15 protein-coding genes are annotated in these 16,983 nt (G+C 62.1%); 9 read left to right on the top strand and 6 right to left on the bottom strand.

Annotated elements, in window-relative coordinates:
• Positions 1 to 786: 786 nt before the first annotated feature.
• Positions 787 to 1,257: a prepilin-type N-terminal cleavage/methylation domain-containing protein gene (locus IPP68_00710; protein MBL0348885.1), complete on the top strand. Its 471-nt coding sequence runs from the start codon at positions 787 to 789 to the stop codon at positions 1,255 to 1,257.
• Between the two features lie 123 nt (positions 1,258 to 1,380).
• Here IPP68_00710 and IPP68_00705 read toward each other — a convergent pair whose 3' ends face one another.
• Genes IPP68_00705 through IPP68_00685 form a run of 5 tightly spaced genes read right to left on the bottom strand, consistent with a single transcriptional unit; the run spans position 1,381 to position 6,678 of the window.
• Positions 1,381 to 2,208, bottom strand: coding sequence for an MMPL family transporter (locus IPP68_00705; GenBank protein ID MBL0348884.1), 828 nt, complete (start codon positions 2,206 to 2,208; stop codon positions 1,381 to 1,383).
• Positions 2,166 to 3,662: an MMPL family transporter gene (locus tag IPP68_00700; protein ID MBL0348883.1), complete on the bottom strand. Its 1,497-nt coding sequence runs from the start codon at positions 3,660 to 3,662 to the stop codon at positions 2,166 to 2,168. Before IPP68_00700 ends, IPP68_00705 begins: the two co-directional genes overlap by 43 nt.
• A 43-nt stretch (positions 3,663 to 3,705) precedes the next feature.
• Entirely contained in the window at positions 3,706 to 5,268 is a 1,563-nt protein-coding gene (locus IPP68_00695) for an FAD-binding oxidoreductase (protein ID MBL0348882.1), read from the bottom strand.
• Positions 5,268 to 6,461 carry a hypothetical protein gene (locus IPP68_00690; GenBank protein MBL0348881.1) on the bottom strand — a complete coding sequence of 398 codons (1,194 nt, stop codon included), beginning with the start codon at positions 6,459 to 6,461 and terminating at the stop codon, positions 5,268 to 5,270. Before IPP68_00690 ends, IPP68_00695 begins: the two co-directional genes overlap by 1 nt.
• Positions 6,451 to 6,678, bottom strand: coding sequence for an RNA-binding protein (locus tag IPP68_00685; GenBank protein MBL0348880.1), 228 nt, complete (start codon positions 6,676 to 6,678; stop codon positions 6,451 to 6,453). The genes IPP68_00690 and IPP68_00685 overlap by 11 nt, the downstream gene beginning before the upstream one ends.
• Positions 6,679 to 7,046: 368 nt before the next feature.
• Between IPP68_00685 and IPP68_00680 the strand changes: the two genes are divergently transcribed.
• Together IPP68_00680 and IPP68_00675 are read left to right on the top strand one after the other, a co-directional pair.
• The gene (locus tag IPP68_00680; protein ID MBL0348879.1) at positions 7,047 to 7,811 is read left to right on the top strand and encodes a hypothetical protein; all 765 of its coding nucleotides are present in this window, start codon (positions 7,047 to 7,049) and stop codon (positions 7,809 to 7,811) included.
• Positions 7,812 to 7,875: 64 nt separating this feature from the next.
• Positions 7,876 to 10,188: a sodium-translocating pyrophosphatase gene (locus IPP68_00675; GenBank protein ID MBL0348878.1), complete on the top strand. Its 2,313-nt coding sequence runs from the start codon at positions 7,876 to 7,878 to the stop codon at positions 10,186 to 10,188.
• A gap of 423 nt (positions 10,189 to 10,611) precedes the next feature.
• On the opposite strand, the gene IPP68_00670 is transcribed toward IPP68_00675, so the two are convergent.
• Positions 10,612 to 11,046 carry a prepilin-type N-terminal cleavage/methylation domain-containing protein gene (locus IPP68_00670; protein ID MBL0348877.1) on the bottom strand — a complete coding sequence of 145 codons (435 nt, stop codon included), beginning with the start codon at positions 11,044 to 11,046 and terminating at the stop codon, positions 10,612 to 10,614.
• 281 nt (positions 11,047 to 11,327) lie between these two features.
• On the opposite strand from IPP68_00670, the gene IPP68_00665 reads away from it, so the two are divergent.
• From IPP68_00665 to IPP68_00640, 6 genes are read left to right on the top strand one after another with little or no spacing between them, the layout of a single operon-like run.
• Positions 11,328 to 13,433 (top strand): chemotaxis protein CheA, encoded by a 2,106-nt coding sequence (locus tag IPP68_00665; GenBank protein MBL0348876.1) that lies wholly within the window; start codon positions 11,328 to 11,330, stop codon positions 13,431 to 13,433.
• A complete protein-coding gene (locus tag IPP68_00660; GenBank protein MBL0348875.1) occupies positions 13,430 to 13,849 on the top strand; it encodes a chemotaxis protein CheW in 420 nt (139 codons plus the stop codon). The genes IPP68_00665 and IPP68_00660 overlap by 4 nt, the downstream gene beginning before the upstream one ends.
• Before the next feature lie 10 nt (positions 13,850 to 13,859).
• Positions 13,860 to 15,305 (top strand): hypothetical protein, encoded by a 1,446-nt coding sequence (locus IPP68_00655; protein MBL0348874.1) that lies wholly within the window; start codon positions 13,860 to 13,862, stop codon positions 15,303 to 15,305.
• Between the two features lie 21 nt (positions 15,306 to 15,326).
• Entirely contained in the window at positions 15,327 to 16,163 is an 837-nt protein-coding gene (locus IPP68_00650; GenBank protein MBL0348873.1) for a protein-glutamate O-methyltransferase CheR, read from the top strand.
• Positions 16,160 to 16,543 carry a response regulator gene (locus tag IPP68_00645; protein MBL0348872.1) on the top strand — a complete coding sequence of 128 codons (384 nt, stop codon included), beginning with the start codon at positions 16,160 to 16,162 and terminating at the stop codon, positions 16,541 to 16,543. The genes IPP68_00650 and IPP68_00645 overlap by 4 nt, the downstream gene beginning before the upstream one ends.
• Positions 16,536 to 16,973, top strand: coding sequence for a chemotaxis protein CheX (locus IPP68_00640; protein ID MBL0348871.1), 438 nt, complete (start codon positions 16,536 to 16,538; stop codon positions 16,971 to 16,973). Before IPP68_00645 ends, IPP68_00640 begins: the two co-directional genes overlap by 8 nt.
• Positions 16,974 to 16,983 lie beyond the last annotated feature (10 nt).

The raw sequence follows: 16,983 nt of genomic DNA, 5'->3' as shown, positions 1-16,983 counted from the left end.
CGCGGCAAAGATCAACCCCTTGCCACTATCTTTTCAAAGGGGAAATGGATTGAATAATTCAGTAACGGAAAAGGGCCCGGTATAGCGGTCGAAAAAGTAACGCCCTCGGCGGCGGCACCACCGGCCGCAATGGTTGGTCGATCTCCGCACCCCCCCCTACACACGCGGCAGGTTGGGGGGCCCATCGGCCCCCCCCTCCATTCGCAACAGGTCGATACACCGATCCCTACAAGGTAGGCCGCAGGTTGTATTCGCCGGTCAGCTCGTAGTTTTCCCAGTAGCCATGTGATATATTGGGGATGTTCAGGTCGATGGTTTGCGGCCGACTGTTCTTGCTCCACATTTTGAACCATTCCAACCAATAAGGAAGGGCCTGACTCCGAAACGGAGTCGGGCCCTTCTGTTATTTGGGCAGAGGGCGCGGTGGGAGGTGGACCCCCGGCCAGCGTTTCGTTCTCCGGAAGCCACCTGGCCTCCGGCCCCGGCCGAGGTCCGACGGCTATGTCGGGGAAGGGCTTGATCGGCTTCGCAGGACCCTGACCGCGTTCAAAAAACCAAGCCCCCCACCTTGCCCCTGGTCAAAACCATCACCTTCAAAAGGCCGAAATAGACAATGTTGGTCAAGTTCGTTTTTTTCCGAGGCAGACAACATTAAGTCAACGAGCCAATCATGTCCCCTGGTGTGTTGTGCCCCCATGTCGTCGTTTCAAAAGAGAATCCATTGAAAAAAATCGGGAGGAGGATGTAGACTTTAAAGGGATAGGCTTATTTTGAATAGGAGGAGAAATGCGGCCTGGGCGCGGTCGACCTTGGGGGTTCACTTTGATCGAGCTCATGCTCGTGGTGGCGATCATAGGGCTTTTGGCGTCTATTGCCATTCCGAAGTTCGGGGGGCTCGTTATCCGATCCAAAGAGGCGGCGGTGAAAGGAAAGTTGGGGTCTCTTCGTAGCGCGATAAGCATTTACTACGCCGAAAATGAAGGTGAATTTCCAACGAACGCACATTGGTTAGTGCCTAAATACCTGGACGAAATTCCTTCCTGTTCGATTCCAACCGTGGCCGACCATGTTGAAGGAAATCGTATTCGGAATATCCTATCCCTTCCCGGCCCCCATGAAACGGGGGGGCCGCTTTGGGATTGGTTTGAACCGTTGATTCCACCCGGGACCCCCTATATTTTTTTAGTGCCGACAGGGAGGGTTTACATTAATTGCATCCACACGGATTCCCAAGGGGTCCTGTGGAGTGTTTTCTAAAGGTTAAATAGTTGGATGGAAGCGGCCGCGGCCGGTTGATCCTGGAAGGCGTTCGGGTCCAGACCGTCGAGTTCGCAACAATCGTTAGATAAAACGCGCCGGAGGTTCGGGTCTCCCCAAGCGTCAGGTTGCCGTTTTTATGGAAGCCCGCTTTCCTCCCAGGACCATGAGCGCTTTCAAAAAAAACAAGTCCCCCACCATGCCCGTGGTCAAAACCATCACATTCAAAAGGCCGAAATAGACGATGGGGGAAAAGTGGCTCAGCGTCAGGACGCCGAACCCCAAGGCGAGGATCGCAAAGGAGGAAATCGCCGCTTCCCCCTTCTCGTGGGTGACGTCTTCCAGCGCCACGGAATAGGCCCAGCCCTCGCGGCGCCGTTGGGCGAACCGGGTGAAGAAGTGCACCGTGTCGTCCACGATGATGCCGAAGGCCGTGGCCGCGATGAGGGCGGTCCCCGTATCGATGGCGATTCCGAAAGTGCCCATGATCCCGAAGTTGAGGACGATGGGGAAGAGGTTGGGGACCAAAAAGAGGGTGGCCATCCCCGCCGACCGCAGGACCGCCCACATCACAAGCCAGATGCCTCCCACCGCCTGGGCGATGTTCCGGATTTGATCGTTCACCAAAATCTCCGACATGCTCACGTGATCGACGGCCCCTCCGCAGAGGTCGACGCGGACGCCCGGGATCGGGTTGGCCGCCGTCAGACGCCGGATCGCGGCCAGCGTTTCCCGATTTTTTCGCGAGCTGGAATCCTGGAGGCGGATCAGGATTCGGGTGCGATCAAAACCGGGGGTGACGATCTCGTCCAAATCCCGGGCGCTGTAAAGCAATAGGTACTGCTCCAACAAGCGACGGGATTCCGGCAGGCGGTACTGGGCGGGGTTCTCGGCGTGGAACGCCCCGTTCATCTCTTTGAAGTAATCCGCCAGGGAAGCGACGTGGTCCACGCCGGGAAGCGCCCCAATTTGGCTCTCCAACCGTTCGACCACCGCGATTCGGGCCGGGTCCTGAAGGCGTTCCGGTCGGACTCCAATTCCACCATCATGGTTTGAAAACCGCCGATGTGGCGGCGAATGAATTCGCCGTCCTGCCGGACGGAGGTCCGGGGGCTGAACCAGAGGGTCAGATCCGTTTCCACCTGGACTTTCCTCATCTGCCAGCCGCCCCAGAGGAGGGCCCCGAGGCAGGCCGCGACAACCCCCGCGGGCCGCCGGGCCACCAAGCGGTGGATTCCCCCCACCAGGCGGGGAATTTCCTGGGCCCGGTGCTGGTTGGAGTCGCGATAGAGGCGCGCGGGATTGAAATACACAAGAAGGGGGGCGACCAAGCCGAAGGTAAACAGGAACTCAAACCCCATCCCCGCGGCCGCCAGGCCGCCGAAGCTCCGGATGGCCGGGACCCGGTTCGTGGTGAAAGTCAGGAATCCGATGGCGGTGTTGAGGCTGGTCAAAAGGCAGGGGAATAGGATCTGCTCCAAAACATGATTCAAGGCCTGCGTTCGATCCGGAAATCGGTCGAGAACGCTTCGGTCCAGATGGGAAAAAAGGTGCACCAAATCCGACAGCGCCAACGCCATGACGAGCGGGATCACCGCCACGGAGGCGATGTTTAAGGCAATGCCGAGATGCGCCGCCAACCCCAGCGTGGCGGCCACCGTCATGGAAACCCCCAGGCCGGCGAGCCCCAGGATCCGGGGATTTCGGAAAACGAACCAGATGGTTCCGAGAACCAGGAGCAGGGTGATGGGAAGAAAACGCGCGACATCCTGGTTCATGTACTCGACCAGCCGCAGGCTCGTCACGGGCCACCCGGCGAGGTGGAATCGGTACCCGCGGGCGGCGTAGGGCGCGAGGATTTTCTCAACCCCGGCGATCGCCCGGCGCCGGAGCGCCCCGTCCGTTTCGTCCGGGAGAAAGACGGCGAGGGCGGTGGCGGTGCCGTCCGGGGAAATCAAGAGGTTCCGGTAAAGAGGCTTGTCCACCGCGCGGCGCCGGAGCCGTTCGAGGTCGGCCGGGTCCTCGGGGATCGAGGAAAGGAAAGGTTCGACCCCGAAGGATTCTTTCGTCCCCCGCATGTCGCCGACGTTGGCGAGGCTCACCACTTCCTTGACTTCCGGCAGGGATTCGACGGCCTCCGTGAGATCGGCCAGGGCCTTCAGGCCCTTCGGCGTAAAAAGCGCCGGGTTCTGGAAGGCGATGGAAAAGAAATCGTTGCGCGGGTAAAATTTCTTGACGGCTTTGTGCCGGGCGACGTTGGGTTCCGTTGGGGCAAAAAAATCGTCCATGTCGGCCCGGGTTTGAACCCGGGGGAGATGGAATAGGAAGAAAGCTCCGACCAACAGGGTGAGGCCGATGGAGGCGCGGGGATGCCCGGTGATCCACCCGGCGGCGCGGCGAACCACGGCGTCTCTCAGCATGAGCTTAACGGAAGTCGGGGGACCCGGTTCAGGCCGGGGCCCCGGGCTCGTAGCGCCCCCGGGAAAGCACGCGGTTCGGGTCGAGGACCGAGGCCAACCGTTGGTGGAGCGAGGCCCAGGGACCCTCCGCCGGGCCCGTCTGGGCCATGTGGTCGATGTGGACCCGGTAGGGATGGGCGCCGATTCCCCGCAATCGTTCGAGCCATTCCTCCCCGACCTTCACCGTTCGTTGAACCCCCCCGGGATCCATTTTGTCGAAAGTCAAACTGACCACCGCCTCCAGGACCCGCCCGTCCAGCGCGTTGAGGGTGACCGCCGGGTCCTGCCCGGCGGCCTCGGCCAGGGCGGGCAGGGTTTCGAAAAACCGGCCGACGGACGCTCCGTCGGCGGGCATGAGCGGAACGAGGTAGACGAACCCCCGCGGGTGACTGTCCGGATCGGTGGGGGGGGAACCGGGAGATAAGTCGAAATCCAGAAATTGCAAAGGATCGGCGCTCGGGACTCCGAGGGGGAGGCCCTGAATCGACCTCGTGGCGGCCATCACCGCTCCCATCGCCGGCAGGGCCCATCCCACCGCGCGCTGAAGGAAACGCATGAACGGCGTCAGGATCCACACCCGGCCCAACGGAGAGAGCGCGCGTCGGACGAGCCGCCCTTTCGCGCGGACCAGGGCGCCCGGTCCGCGGAGCGACGCCAGCAGGGTCCATTCCTCCGGGAAAACTTTCCGCAACATGTCGTCGGCTTGGGCGCGGGTCAACGGTTTTCGGGACCGTTTTATCAGGAGCGGAACCAGGGTGGAATAAAATCGGGCCCGGTTCGCGATGTGGGGCACGCCTTCCAGGACCCCGTTTCGTCGAAGCTCCCGAAGCGCGTCGATCAGGCGGGGAAGGTCGGCGGCGGCCACGTTGAGGCCGACGGAGGCGTGGACTCCGGCGGAAGGCAGGAGGTCGATCGTCATCGCCGTCACGACCCCGAACCGGCTCTGAAAGAAAAGCCCCGTCGGATCGGGCCCCACGCCGTGGGCGTACAGGTTGTTCAACAAGGCCACCCGCGGGTCTTGAAATCCGGTGGCGAGGAGCGTTCCGTCCCCCGTCACCAATTCCAGGGCGCGGGTGGTTTGCGTTCGCTGGGAATGGTAGGCGATGCCGCGCTCAAGGGCGTTGCCGACCAAGCTGGTGTCGGGCCCCGCCCCCGTCACGTCCAGCGTCCACGGGGCGTTCCGGGCCCGGAGCGCTTCGGCCAAGTCCCCCTGGGTCACGCCGGGTTCCACCACGGCGAACCCGAAGGTCAAGTTGATTTCGCGGATTCGCCTCATTCGGCTCAAGTCCAGTAGGCACGCCCCCCCTTTGACCGGCCGGGCGGAGCCAAATCCCCAATTGTTCCCCGTGCTGATCGGATACAAATGGATCCGATGCCGGTTGGCCAAAAGGACCACCGCCTGGACCTCTTCCCGCGTTCCGGGTTCCACCACCCCCGCGACCGCCCGCGGCAAGGCGACCGCGCCCTTTTCTTCTTCTGCCGGGCGTACGCGGTCCGCGCCGAGGGCCTGGCGGCAAGCTTCCAGGAAAGCGGGGATCTCGTTCCCGGTCATTATTGGCCGGCCCGGTTCGACAGCCCCACTTGCTCCGCGGTCAGACCCAGTTTTCCGAGCACCTTTGAAATGATTTTATTCAGGAGAATCTTTCGTTTCGCGGCCAACTCCACCAATTCAAAAACGTTGCGCCAATACACCGGATCGTTTTCTTTAAACCGAATCATCTCGGCGAATTCGGGTTCAAAACTGCAGTAGCCAATGGTTTTGATGTCGATGGCGGTCATGACGCCCAGCACCTGGTTGTTGGTCAAGATGGGGGAGGAGTCTCGTTTGGGGAGAAGCCCCTGCCGTTCCAGCTCGATTTGAACGGCGCCCTTGTCCGGCCGCCAGGCCAGAAGGGGAAGAATGTATTCGGGGACGCGCTCTTTGTCTTTGCCGGTGCCGTCCCAGAAAAGCTTGCGGTCCTCCTCGGAGAAAATTGAGCTGATTTTAAACCCCGACCGGCGTTCCATGCGGTCCAGGAGCGTGCGGGAACACATGTCTTCGAAGGGCATCTTGTAATAGGAGTGAAACTGCATGATGAGCTCCTGGGCGAAATCAACGCCCGCCAGCACGAGCGGGATGTTCATCTGGTAGGCGAAATAGAAGCCCAGGAACTGGTTGAGGGTCCCGTCGAGGCGGTCCACCGTTTGGTAGCTCCCTTTCATTTCGACGTTCTGAAGAGTGTAGCGGTAAAGCGTTTTGTAGACGGTGGAGGACGGCTTGAAAACGATATGGTCCAGGTCGAGTTTGGCGGCGATTTCCCGGGACCGGTCCAACGCCACCTTGCTGTAAAAGCCGTTGTTCCACGTCATGAGCAGAAGGCGCAACCGGGGGTAATCTTTTCGGAGGCGGCTCAACATGTAAACGCTGTCTTTGCCCCCGCTGAACAGGACCAAGGCGTCCCAGCGGCCCTTCCCCTTGTCCTGGTGATTTTTGAGCAATTGGTCGAGCTCCCGGGCCTGGTGGGCGATGTATTTGTCATGCCAGGCCTGTTCCTCCCGATTTTGGCGCGCTTCGTGCGCTTGACAAAGATTGCACACGCCGTCCCGGAGGACCACGTCGGGAACTTTGGAGGAGATCGTGCATCGCCGGCACCGGGGCGTGATTAAAAACCCGAACAACCAGCGGACCCGGGGCCAAACGTTCTGAGCCACGAAATCAAAGAACCGGATGTCGTTCACTATTTGTTGGTCGATGTCAGCGGCCATGGCGGACCCCTTCGTGAACGCGAAGATAGGTGTTCCCGATCTTCTTCCCATCCATTCCCGCGATGGCTTCCCGGACGTTTTGGAGCTCCACCTCGGCGTGGGGCTCAAAGGTGGGGTGTTCCCAATCGGCTTTGACCGTCACCGAATAAACCGGCCCGTAGGGTTCGAACAGGGTTCGGATCGTGTCTTCCTTCGACCCGAACGGGATCGCGCCCACAAAGAGAAATCCTCTTTCTCCGGATCCGCCCCCGCCCTCGGTCTTGCGTGCTGTCGACATTCACTCCTCCCCCGGTTCCATCCCGCTGCGCTCCTCGGTGCTTTTTCTTCCCAAAAGGATGGATTCGGGGCGGGAAATTGTCAATGGGACCATCCCAAGGGGGTTCCGTCAGGAGAAGGCGTCGACCGGCCTGCCAAGCGGGGAAGGCCCATCGGCGCCGACGATTGGCCCGGGAGGGCGGCGATGAAAGCTTCCTCGACTCCCGTTCGCTCTCCCTTTGAAGGACCCCCGGCCTCCTGGGGTGGCTGTGGAGCGTTTTAAAAAATCATAGGATGGACAGCGACACGACCTCTACCAAAGGAGTTCCCATGGGCTTTCACCTCTATTGCATGGCTTACCCCATCGAAGCGTTGGTGGCTTCGACGCTGTCCCCCGAGGAGTTCGGCGTTTACATGGCGGTCGGCAGTAAAAAATCGTCCCGGGGAAAAGTGGCGTTTTTGGAAGTGGACGCGAATTTGAAGAGCGATGCCTTCAACGTGGACCGGGCCCGCCAAGCCTGCGCCCCCCAGCCCGACGGTCGGCCCAAGCCGTCGGTTTATCTGTCGATTTACCGCGTCCTGGAGCGCCTGCCCCTGGAGAGTTTCAAGAAATTGCACCTGATCACCAAAGACGGCCGGGCCCTGGGAATCGAACCTCAACGGGTCTCTTTTGAGGGCGCGCACCTCCGGCGCGGGCGTCTCTTCTTGTATCAGGAGCTGGCCCCGGTCCGGCCGCAGGTCGTTTCCGATTTGGACCCTTTGGATTTTGGACGGATGATGACGGACGTGAGCAACCCCATTCATCTGCCCAAGGTTCTTTTTGCCCGCATGAAAATCGGGTCGGACGCCGGCGTCATCGCCGCCTCCCCCGATCTTCCCTACGACAATTTGGCGCATCTTCAGAACTGCGCCGAGGAAGTCCTGGCCAAAGGGAAAACCAGCAAAACCGTCGAACGGGTCCACGACGAGTTTTTTTATTCGGCCATCATGGACGGATTGTATTTGGCTTCCCAAGGGGAGTGTCTCTATTTTCCGTTCCCTTCCGAAACCCAATTAAAGGACGCCCATTACCAGTGGTGGCGTTCCGCCGTTTAAGCCTCTTTTAACGATCCCCCCCGAGGAGAATCCCGTGCACAACCACATTCCGTCGTATTTCTGGATGGCCCCCCTTTCATCGGTGCTTTGCCTGATCTTCGCCTTCTATTTTTACTGGAAAATGATCCAGGCCGACGAGGGAACCCCCCGCATGCGGGAAATCGCCGGTTTTGTCCGGGAAGGCGCCCGGGCTTATTTGTTCAAGCAATACCGGGTGGTGGGGATCGTATTCCTGGCGTTGTTCCTTCTGTTCGCGACGCTGGCTTTTTTCGGCATTCAGAACCCGTTCGTCCCCATCGCTTTCGCCACGGGCGGCTTTTTCTCCGGACTGTGCGGATTTCTGGGGATGAAAACAGCCACGATGGCTTCGGCGCGGACGGCTTGGGGCGCCAAACAGTCGCTCAACCGGGGGCTTCAAATCGCCTTCCGTTCGGGAGCCGTGATGGGGTTGGTGGTGGTGGGGTTCGGCCTTTTCGACATCTCGCTTTGGTACGTGCTGTTGGATTTGATCTATGAAAACAATTGGTTCGGCTTCGGGCAGAAATTGTTGGACCACGCGGGCCTGGCGATCGCTTGGTCGCCGGAGCTGATGCGCCAACCGGAAATCCTCCAAGCCAAAATGGTTGAAATGACCACCACCATGATTACCTTCGGCATGGGGGCCAGCACCCAGGCCCTCTTCGCCCGGGTGGGGGGAGGCATTTTCACCAAAGCGGCGGACGTCGGCGCGGACCTGGTGGGGAAAGTCGAAGCGGGCATCCCCGAGGACGATCCGCGCAATCCCGCGGTCATCGCCGACAACGTGGGGGACAACGTGGGGGACGTGGCGGGGATGGGCGCGGATTTGTACGAGTCCTATTGCGGGGCGATTTTGGCCACCACCGCCCTCGGCGCGGCGTTGTCCGTCGGGTCCGAACAGCAGCTGTTCGCTTTCGTGATGGCGCCCCTGGTGATCGCGGGGATCGGGAACATTTTGTCGGTCCTGGGCATCTTTTTGGTGCGGACCGACGAGGGGGCCTCCCAAAAACAATTGCTGCGCTCCCTGGGCGTCGGGGTGTGGTCGTCCTCCCTTCTGATCGTTTTGATCTCGGCGCTGGTGATCCATTGGATGAAAATCCCCTGGGGATTTTTCGTCTCGATGTTGTCCGGTTTGGCCGCGGGGATTCTGATCGGCCACACGACGGAGTATTACACCTCGGATTCCTACAGCCCGACCGCCGGGGTGGCCAATCAGGCGCGCATGGGACCGGCGACCACCATCATCGACGGCATCGCCGTGGGGATGAATTCGACCGCCGCGCCGGTGTTGATCACCGTGGTCGCGATTTTGGCGGCCTACGGGTTCGCGGGGGGGTTCGGGAACGCCGCCCGCGGGCTCTACGGCATTTCCTTCGCCGCGGTGGGGATGTTGGCGACCCTGGGGGTGACCTTGGCGACCGACGCCTACGGTCCCATCGCCGACAACGCCGGCGGCAACGCGGAAATGTCCGAACTGGGCAAGGAGGTGCGGGAGCGGACCGACGCGCTGGATTCCCTGGGCAACACCACGGCGGCCACGGGAAAAGGGTTCGCCATCGCCTCCGCCGCGCTCACGGCGCTGGCCCTTTTGGCGGCGTTCATCGAGGAGCTTCGAATCTGGATCCATCGCTTCGCGCAAAAAACGGGCGGGGTTTTTTCATTGCCTTCGACCAAAATCGCTTTCGTGACCGACTCGACGATCGCGGTCCCGGACGGGTGGCGGTCCATCTCCATCGCCCGCGCCACCATGGCGGACTTCGTTCAGGCCTACGACCTGAGCTTGATGAATCCGGTTCTGTTGTGCGGCGTTTTCCTGGGCGTGATGGTGACCTTCTTGTTCTGTTCCATGACGCTCAAGGCGGTGGGGCGCGCCGCGGGGCGGATGGTCGAGGAAGTCCGCCGCCAGTTCGCCGAAATGCCGGGCATCATCGAGGGCAAACAAAAACCCGATTACGCCCGGTGCGTTTCCATCTCGACGGCGGGGGCGCAACGGGAAATGATCGTCCCGGCCCTTCTGGCCATGGTGGTCCCCGTGACCACCGGACTGATTTTGGGGGTGGCGGGAATCATGGGGTTATTGGCGGGGAGCATGGCCGGCGGGTTCATCGTGGCGATCATGCTCAACAACGCCGGCGGCGCCTGGGACAACGCGAAGAAATTCATCGAACGGGGCAATCACGGCGGCAAAGGGTCCTTCGCGCACAAGGCGGCCGTCGTGGGGGACACGGTGGGCGATCCGTTCAAAGACACCTCCGGCCCGTCTTTGAACATCTTGATCAAGTTGATGGCGATGGTGGCGATCGTCACCTCGGGCATCATTGTTGCCTACGGCAACCTGGTCGGCCGCCTCTTCCACTAACCCCCCGCGGAAGCGGCAAGGCGGCAAAAGCCCCGCGAACGTCGACGACGCCGCGGGGTTTTTAAACAGGCTCCTCGCGGTGGGAATCGGCAAGCTCCCAAAGAGCCTTCCGATTTGGCGGACGGGGGTCCTCCGGGGGAGGCGCTTCGTTTGAGGCGCCCCCACCTTCCGGGAAACCAAAAACGCTTTGGGCCCGGCCACCGGGGGGCTTTTTTTAGGCGAAGGTTTTTCTCCGTTGTGGGCGGGACGCCTAATCCAAATCCATGAAAACCTCGACAAGATCGTCGATCGGTTCTTGGTCCTCGAGACCCCCGACCGGGGATTTTTGAGCCGTTTTCCCAAGCCTCTCCCAGCGCAAAAACATTCGAAAAACCCGACCGAGGGGACAAAAAGGAAACGAAAGGGGGATCGCGTCGGCGAGGATTAATACAAGCTCCACACCGAACCGCGCGTGTCGGTGTGGGTGCAGTTGACGGTCACATGCCCGGATGAAAAACTCCAGGCCCACGTGTTTCCCAATACCCAATCGGCATTCAACGGAATTTGGCTCGCTCGCGTGGGCGGGTGGGAGGGGACGGTCGGAATGGAACCGATGGGGATTTCGTCAAGGTATTTGCCCCCGATCGTCAAATACCAGATGTATTGGCCCCCATGAACTCCCTCCATGTCGCAATAATAAATCGACAGAGCGCTCCGGAGCGAATTCAATTTCCCGCGCATGGAGGCTTCCTTGGATTTGGTGACCAAATCGGCAAATTTGGGAATGGCAATGGCGGCCAGCAAACCGATGATGGCCACGACCAGCATCAACTCAATGAGCGTGAATCCCACGAAGGATGATCGCGGGGATTTTTTCATACAGCGCCCCCCTTAGCTCAGTATAAGCCTAATTGAAGTTTGCGCATCGTGCCAGGTCGGGGGAGGACGGGAGGGCTTGGCATCGATTTTGACGAGTCCCGAAGCCATCGCGATTGAAATCGAACGCGGGATGGGGAAGGGCTTGAAACGCCCAAAGCCACCCACCACTCCGGAAACAGGGGGTCCGACTGAACGACCCCGTGAATATCTCGCCTTGACAAAGCACATCCCCCCCCCTAGACTTGAATGAAGGATTGGCGGCACATCCGGGGTGACTCACGGTGAGCGAAACGACGGACAACAACGCGGAATTCATCAAGGAATTCCTCCTCGAAAGCCATGAAAACCTCGACAAGATCGTCGATCAACTTCTGACCCTCGAGAAAAATCCCGCGGCCCCGGCCCCCCTGGCCGACATTTTCCGGGCCTTCCACACCATCAAAGGCACCGGCCGCTTTTTCAACCTCGCCAAAATAGAAACCCTGACTCACTTCGGCGAGGACCTTCTCAGCCGTCTGCGGGACGGTCGTCTGGCCTTCCATCGGGGATGCGCCGAAGCGTTGTTGTCCCTCTCCGACGGCGTTCGAACCGTTTTGAAAAGCTTGGAAGAAACCGGGAAAGAGGGTGTCCTGGACGTGGAACCCCTCTTGAAAACCCTGAGAGAGCGGGCCGAATTTGCGGGGGCCGGGGCTCCGTTGAAAGAGGAAACCCCGGTCGACGCCGTGCCCGCTCTCGCGGACACCACCTTGCGGGTGGAAGTGCATGTTTTGGACCGGCTCATGGGACAGATCGGGGAATTGGTGCTCGCCCGGAACCATCTTCTTCAACGGGCCGCCTTTTCCCGGGACCCCGCCGTGGCCCCCGCCGTCCAGCGCCTCAATTTCATCACGGCCGATCTGCAAAACCAGCTTATGAAAATGCGGCTTCAGCCCATCAGCGGCCTGTGGGGGAAACTGCCGCGCCTGGTGCGGGATTTGGCTTCCGCCCTGGGAAAAGAGGCCCATTTGTTTTTGGAGGGGGGCGAGACGGAACTGGACAAATCCGTGTTGGAATCGATCAAGGACCCTCTGACGCACCTGGTGCGCAACGCCGTTGACCACGGTTTGGAAAAACCCGAGGGTCGCCGCGCCGCGGGAAAACCCGCGGCGGGGGAAATCCGCCTGCGGGCCTTTCACGAGGGCGGGGTGGTCCACATGGAAATATCCGACGACGGCGCCGGACTCTCAACGGACGCCATTCGACGCAAGGCGCTGGAGAAAAACCTGATTTCCCCGGCCGCGGCGGAGCGCCTTTCGGACGCGGAAGTCGCCCGGCTGGTCTTTCTTCCGGGATTGTCCACGGCCCCGGCGGTGACCAATTTGTCCGGGCGGGGCGTCGGTTTGGACGTGGTGAAAACCAACGTGGAGAGGATCGGCGGCAGCGTCGAAGTGCGGTCCACCCCGGGCCGCGGGTGCTCCTTCCACTTAAAGATTCCGTTGACCCTGGCCATTTTGCCGGCGCTCGTGGTGGCGTCCCGGGGGCATCGATACGCGGTGCCCCAGTCGGGGCTTTTGGAGTTGGTCCGCCTTCGGCCGGGCGTTTCGGGGGACGACGTCGAATGGGTGCAGGGCGCGGCGGTTTTCCGTCGACGGGGACGCTTGTTGCCCGTGGTGTTCTTAAACAAGGTGCTGCACGGTCCCGAAAACGCCGACCCGGCGCTGGCCCTCCTGGTGCTCCAAATCGGTCCCCGGCGCTTCGGGCTTGCGGTGGAGCAAATCGTCGATACCGAAGAGATCGTGGTGAAACCCCTGGGACGCCATTTAAAGTCGCTCAATTTGTTTGAAGGCGCCACGGTCCTGGGCGACGGCGCGGTGGTGTTGATCCTCGACATCCCCGGTTTGGCCGATCACGGCGGGGTGGCCGCCAGCGAAGTCGACGCGCCGGCCTTCGGCGACACGGCCCCCGCGCCGAAACCCGCCGGCGAACCGCATCTCTTGTTGGCGGGCCCGGACGACGGCCGGTTGGCTCTTCCCCTGTCCCGGGTGATCCGCCTTGAAGAGGTTTCGCTGGACGCTTTGGAGCGGGTGGGGGTCCAGGAAATCCTTCCCTACCGGAACGGCCCCCTCCGGGTGGTCCGCTTGGCGCAACTGTTGCCGGAACGCCGAAAGGCGGCGCGACGGTCCCCGCCGGGGTCGGCCCATCGGACCCACGTGGTGGTCTGCGAGTGGGGGGGACAACCGGTAGGCGTGGCGGTCCACCGTATTTTGGACATCGTCGATGAGATCCCGGCCGACACGCGACCCGGGGGGCGCCCCGGCGTCCGGTCCACCGCGATCGTCCGGGGGCGCGTGACCGAGCTTCTCGATTTGGACGCCCTGTTGGCGAACCCGCCGGGAGAACCGTCGTGAAACGCCTGTGCACCTTTTTCATTTCTTCGACGCGCTACGCCCTGCCCGTCGAATCGGTGCAGGAAATCCTGCGGGCGCCGGTGATCACGGCGGTGCCCCTGGCCCCGCGTTTTGTGAAAGGGATCTTTAATCTGCGGGGGCACATCCTGACCTCCGTGGATTTGGCACGGGTGGTGGGCGCGGCGCCGGGCGCCGGCGATTCCAGCGGGCCCCACGTGGTGATCCGCCACGGCACCGAGACGGTCGGTTTGGCCGTCGAGAAGGTGGGGGACGTTGAAGCGGTGGACGAAAGCCGGGCGGAACCCCCGCCGGCCAATTTAGCGTCCGCGGCGCGGGCCGTGGTTCGGGAAGCCCACGCCCTGCCGGACGCGTTGTTGCTCGTTCTCGACATCGACAAAGTCTTGGACCTGGCCTGAGGAGGCCTTTATGAAACTCACGTTGGCGCAGAGGCTTTACGGCATCAGCCTGGGGGGCGTCTTGTTCACCCTCTTGGTCGGCGCCGTGGTTTATACGGGCTTTTCGGGGTTGGAGAGGGATTTGCGCGACATGGTGACCACCACCGCCTCCCTCCGGGACCACATGGAAGCCAACACCATGCACGAGACCGTCCGCGCCGACGTCTACGCCGCGTTCCAGGCGGACACCGACGAAGAACGCGCCGCCGTGGCCAAGGACATGAACGAATGTCTCAACCACCTTTACGAGCGGTTGGAGCAGAACAAATCTCACGGCTACAACGCGGTGGTGCGCGAAGTGGCCCAGGAAAGCGAACCCCAGGTGCGTCGCTACGGGCAAAAAGCCCAAAGCCTGCTGGCGTTGGTGAAAAGCCGGCCCGAGGAGGCCAAGCGGAAGCTCACCGAATTCGACGCCGTCTACGACGAGACCTCCATCGTCCTCTCCAACATGGGCGACAAGCTGGAAGAGGCCATCCGCACCACGGAGCGGCGGCGGGCGGCCATCGCGCAGTTCGGGCGGTCTTTTTCGGCCGCGTTGTGTTTCTCGGCGCCCCTGGCGCTCATCATCGTCGTGTTGTTGACGCTTAAATCCTTCCGGCGAACCCTGGCCTCGGCGGCGGGGTCCCTGCAGGAAATGGCCATGTCCGACGTGATCCACCGGCTGTCGGTCTCGGTGGACAACGCCCGGGAAACCATGTCCCAGGCGGCCAGCGTGTCGTCCTCGGCGGAACAGGTGTCCAAAAGCAATCAGACGGTGGCCACCGGGGTGGAGGAGCTCGCGGCCAGCATCCGGGAAGTGGCCAAAAGCGCCCACGAGGCGGCCCAGGTCGCCTCCATGGGGGTCAAAATCGCCGAGGCCACCAACGCCACCGTGGCCCGTCTCGGGGAATCCAGCGGCGAGATCGGCAAGGTGGTCCAGGTGATCAACAGCATCGCGGAGCAGACCAATTTGCTGGCGTTGAACGCCACCATCGAGGCCGCGCGGGCCGGCGACGCCGGCAAGGGCTTCGCCGTCGTGGCCAACGAGGTCAAGGAATTGGCCAAGGAAACCGCCAAGGCCACCGACGACATCCGCGACCGCATCTCCGCCATCCAAACGGAAACCCAAAGCGCCGTGCGGGCCATCGTCGAGATATCGAACATCATCAAGCGCATCAGCAGTTTCCAGGGAACCATCGCCGGGGCCGTGGAGGAGCAGTCGGCCACCACCAGCGAGATCGGCCATTCCGCGGCCGAGGCGGCCCGGGGGAGCGTGCAAATCGTTCAAAGCATCACCGCGGTGGCGGAGATGGCCCGGGGAACGGTGACCCAAGCGGAAACCCTCCGGGAATCCACGACGGATTTGAGAACCAAAATGGCCGCCGCCTTGGAGCGCATCGTGGGTCGCTGGCGTCGCGCCCGGGGCCCCGAGGCCTGACCCCGGCGAAAGGACATTGGGGTGACGCCGGAGGAATTTCAATGGGTTCAGCGGATCGCGAAGGAGGAGGCCGGGCTGGTTCTCGACGCCGGGCGGGCCTACCTCGCGGAAATCCGCTTGACCGATTTGGCCCGCCGCGAAGGCCCGACGACGGTGGCCGATTTGATCGGCCGGGCCCGTCGGGAGAGCGACGGGGTTCTTCGACGCCGGGTGGTGGAATCGTTGTTGGTGCACGAAACGCGGTTTTTCCGGGACGAGGCGTCTTTCGAACTTTTCCGGGATTGGGTCCTGCCCGAATTGTTGAAGCGGCCGGCCCAGCCGTCGGTGGCGGTGTGGTCGGCCGGGTGTTCCAGCGGGCAGGAACCCTACACCTTGGCGATGATTTTGGGCGAAAGCCTCCCCGCCGGAACCAAAAAGCGGGTGCTGGCCACGGATTTGTCCGAAGCGGCCCTGGGCCGGGCCCGGGCCGGGGTGTATCACGAATTGGAAATCCACCGGGGGCTCACGCCGGAGCGCCGTCGCCGGTATTTCTCCCCGGTGGGCCAAGGGGATTGGCGGATCAACGATTCCATGCGGGAGGCGGTGGAGTTTCGCCCCCTAAACCTCGTCAAGGATTGGCCCGCCGTGATGCCCATGGACGTCGTGTTTTTGCGCAACGTCATGATTTACTTCGATCAGGAAACCAAGAAGGCCTTGCTGGCGCGGGTGCGACGGGTGTTGCGTCCCGGCGGGTTTTTGTTTTTGGGGGGGACGGAAACGGCGCTTCTGACCGATCCCCACTATCGCCTCATTGAAAAAAATAAGTCCTGGTGTTACCAAACGCCGGGACCCACGTCCGAACCCGGAGGAATGGGATGAGTCTCAACGTGTTGATTGTCGACGACAGCGGGGTCATGCGGAAAATGATTCGCCAGGCCTTGGACCGTTCCGGTTTGGCCGTGGCGGGCATTCACGAAGCGGCCAACGGGTGGGAGGCGTTGGAGCTCTTGGAGCGGGAACGGGTGGACGTCGCGTTGCTGGACCTCCACATGCCGGTCATGAGCGGAGAGGAATTCTACGATGCCGTTCGTTCGTCGGCCCGTCACGCGGATCTTCCGGTCGTGTTCGTTTCCAGCGAGTCGAGCGCCGGGCGCATCGCGCACTTGATGGAAAAAGGCGCGGGGTTCGTTCACAAGCCCTGGTCGGCGGAAGACCTTCGGGCGCAAATTGAATCCGTCACCGAGCCCCGCCGTGGGTGAATGGGACGCCGCCCTCCAGCGGGTGGCGGCGGAAAGCCTGGAGGCCCTCTCGGGCGTGATACCGGCCCCCCGGGAAACGGCCGTCCAGTCTGCCGCCCCCTGGGAGGCGGCCTACCGCGTCGAATTCGAGGGCGCCGCCCGGGGAGAGATGCGCTTAACGTTTTTTGGAGGGGCGGCGGCCGCGGTCGCCGAAGGCATGATCGGTCGGGGGGAAGGCCCCGACGCGGCCGACGCCCTGGGCGAGCTCTCCAACATTGTTTGCGGGAATTTCCTTCCGTTCGTGTACGGGGCGACGGCGGAGTTCCATTTGACGAAACCGGCCTCCGCGGGGCGGGGGGAAGGTCCCGTCGGGGCTCCCAAAGCCGCGGCGCGACTGCCCTTCGGCGATGGGCGTTTGGAAGTTCACTTTCGGGAACGCGGGCGCCCCTGATGGGAAGCCG

Source organism: Elusimicrobiota bacterium (assembly GCA_016722575.1).
Taxonomy (GTDB): domain Bacteria; phylum Elusimicrobiota; class Elusimicrobia; order FEN-1173; family FEN-1173; genus JADKIY01.
Note: the sequence above shows the minus strand (reverse complement) of the source record. Positions and strands in the feature narration are given on the sequence as shown.

Excerpts from the sequence above, each read along its gene's own strand:
- IPP68_00670 (MBL0348877.1), bottom strand. The coding sequence starts at position 11,046 with ATGAAAAAATCCCCGCGATCATCCTTCGTGGGATTCACGCTCATTGAG.
- IPP68_00710 (MBL0348885.1), top strand. The coding sequence starts at position 787 with ATGCGGCCTGGGCGCGGTCGACCTTGGGGGTTCACTTTGATCGAGCTC.
- IPP68_00655 (MBL0348874.1), top strand. The coding sequence starts at position 13,860 with ATGAAACTCACGTTGGCGCAGAGGCTTTACGGCATCAGCCTGGGGGGC.
- IPP68_00690 (MBL0348881.1), bottom strand. The coding sequence starts at position 6,461 with ATGGCCGCTGACATCGACCAACAAATAGTGAACGACATCCGGTTCTTT.
- IPP68_00675 (MBL0348878.1), top strand. The coding sequence starts at position 7,876 with ATGGCCCCCCTTTCATCGGTGCTTTGCCTGATCTTCGCCTTCTATTTT.
- IPP68_00645 (MBL0348872.1), top strand. The coding sequence starts at position 16,160 with ATGAGTCTCAACGTGTTGATTGTCGACGACAGCGGGGTCATGCGGAAA.
- IPP68_00680 (MBL0348879.1), top strand. The coding sequence starts at position 7,047 with ATGGGCTTTCACCTCTATTGCATGGCTTACCCCATCGAAGCGTTGGTG.
- IPP68_00695 (MBL0348882.1), bottom strand. The coding sequence starts at position 5,268 with ATGACCGGGAACGAGATCCCCGCTTTCCTGGAAGCTTGCCGCCAGGCC.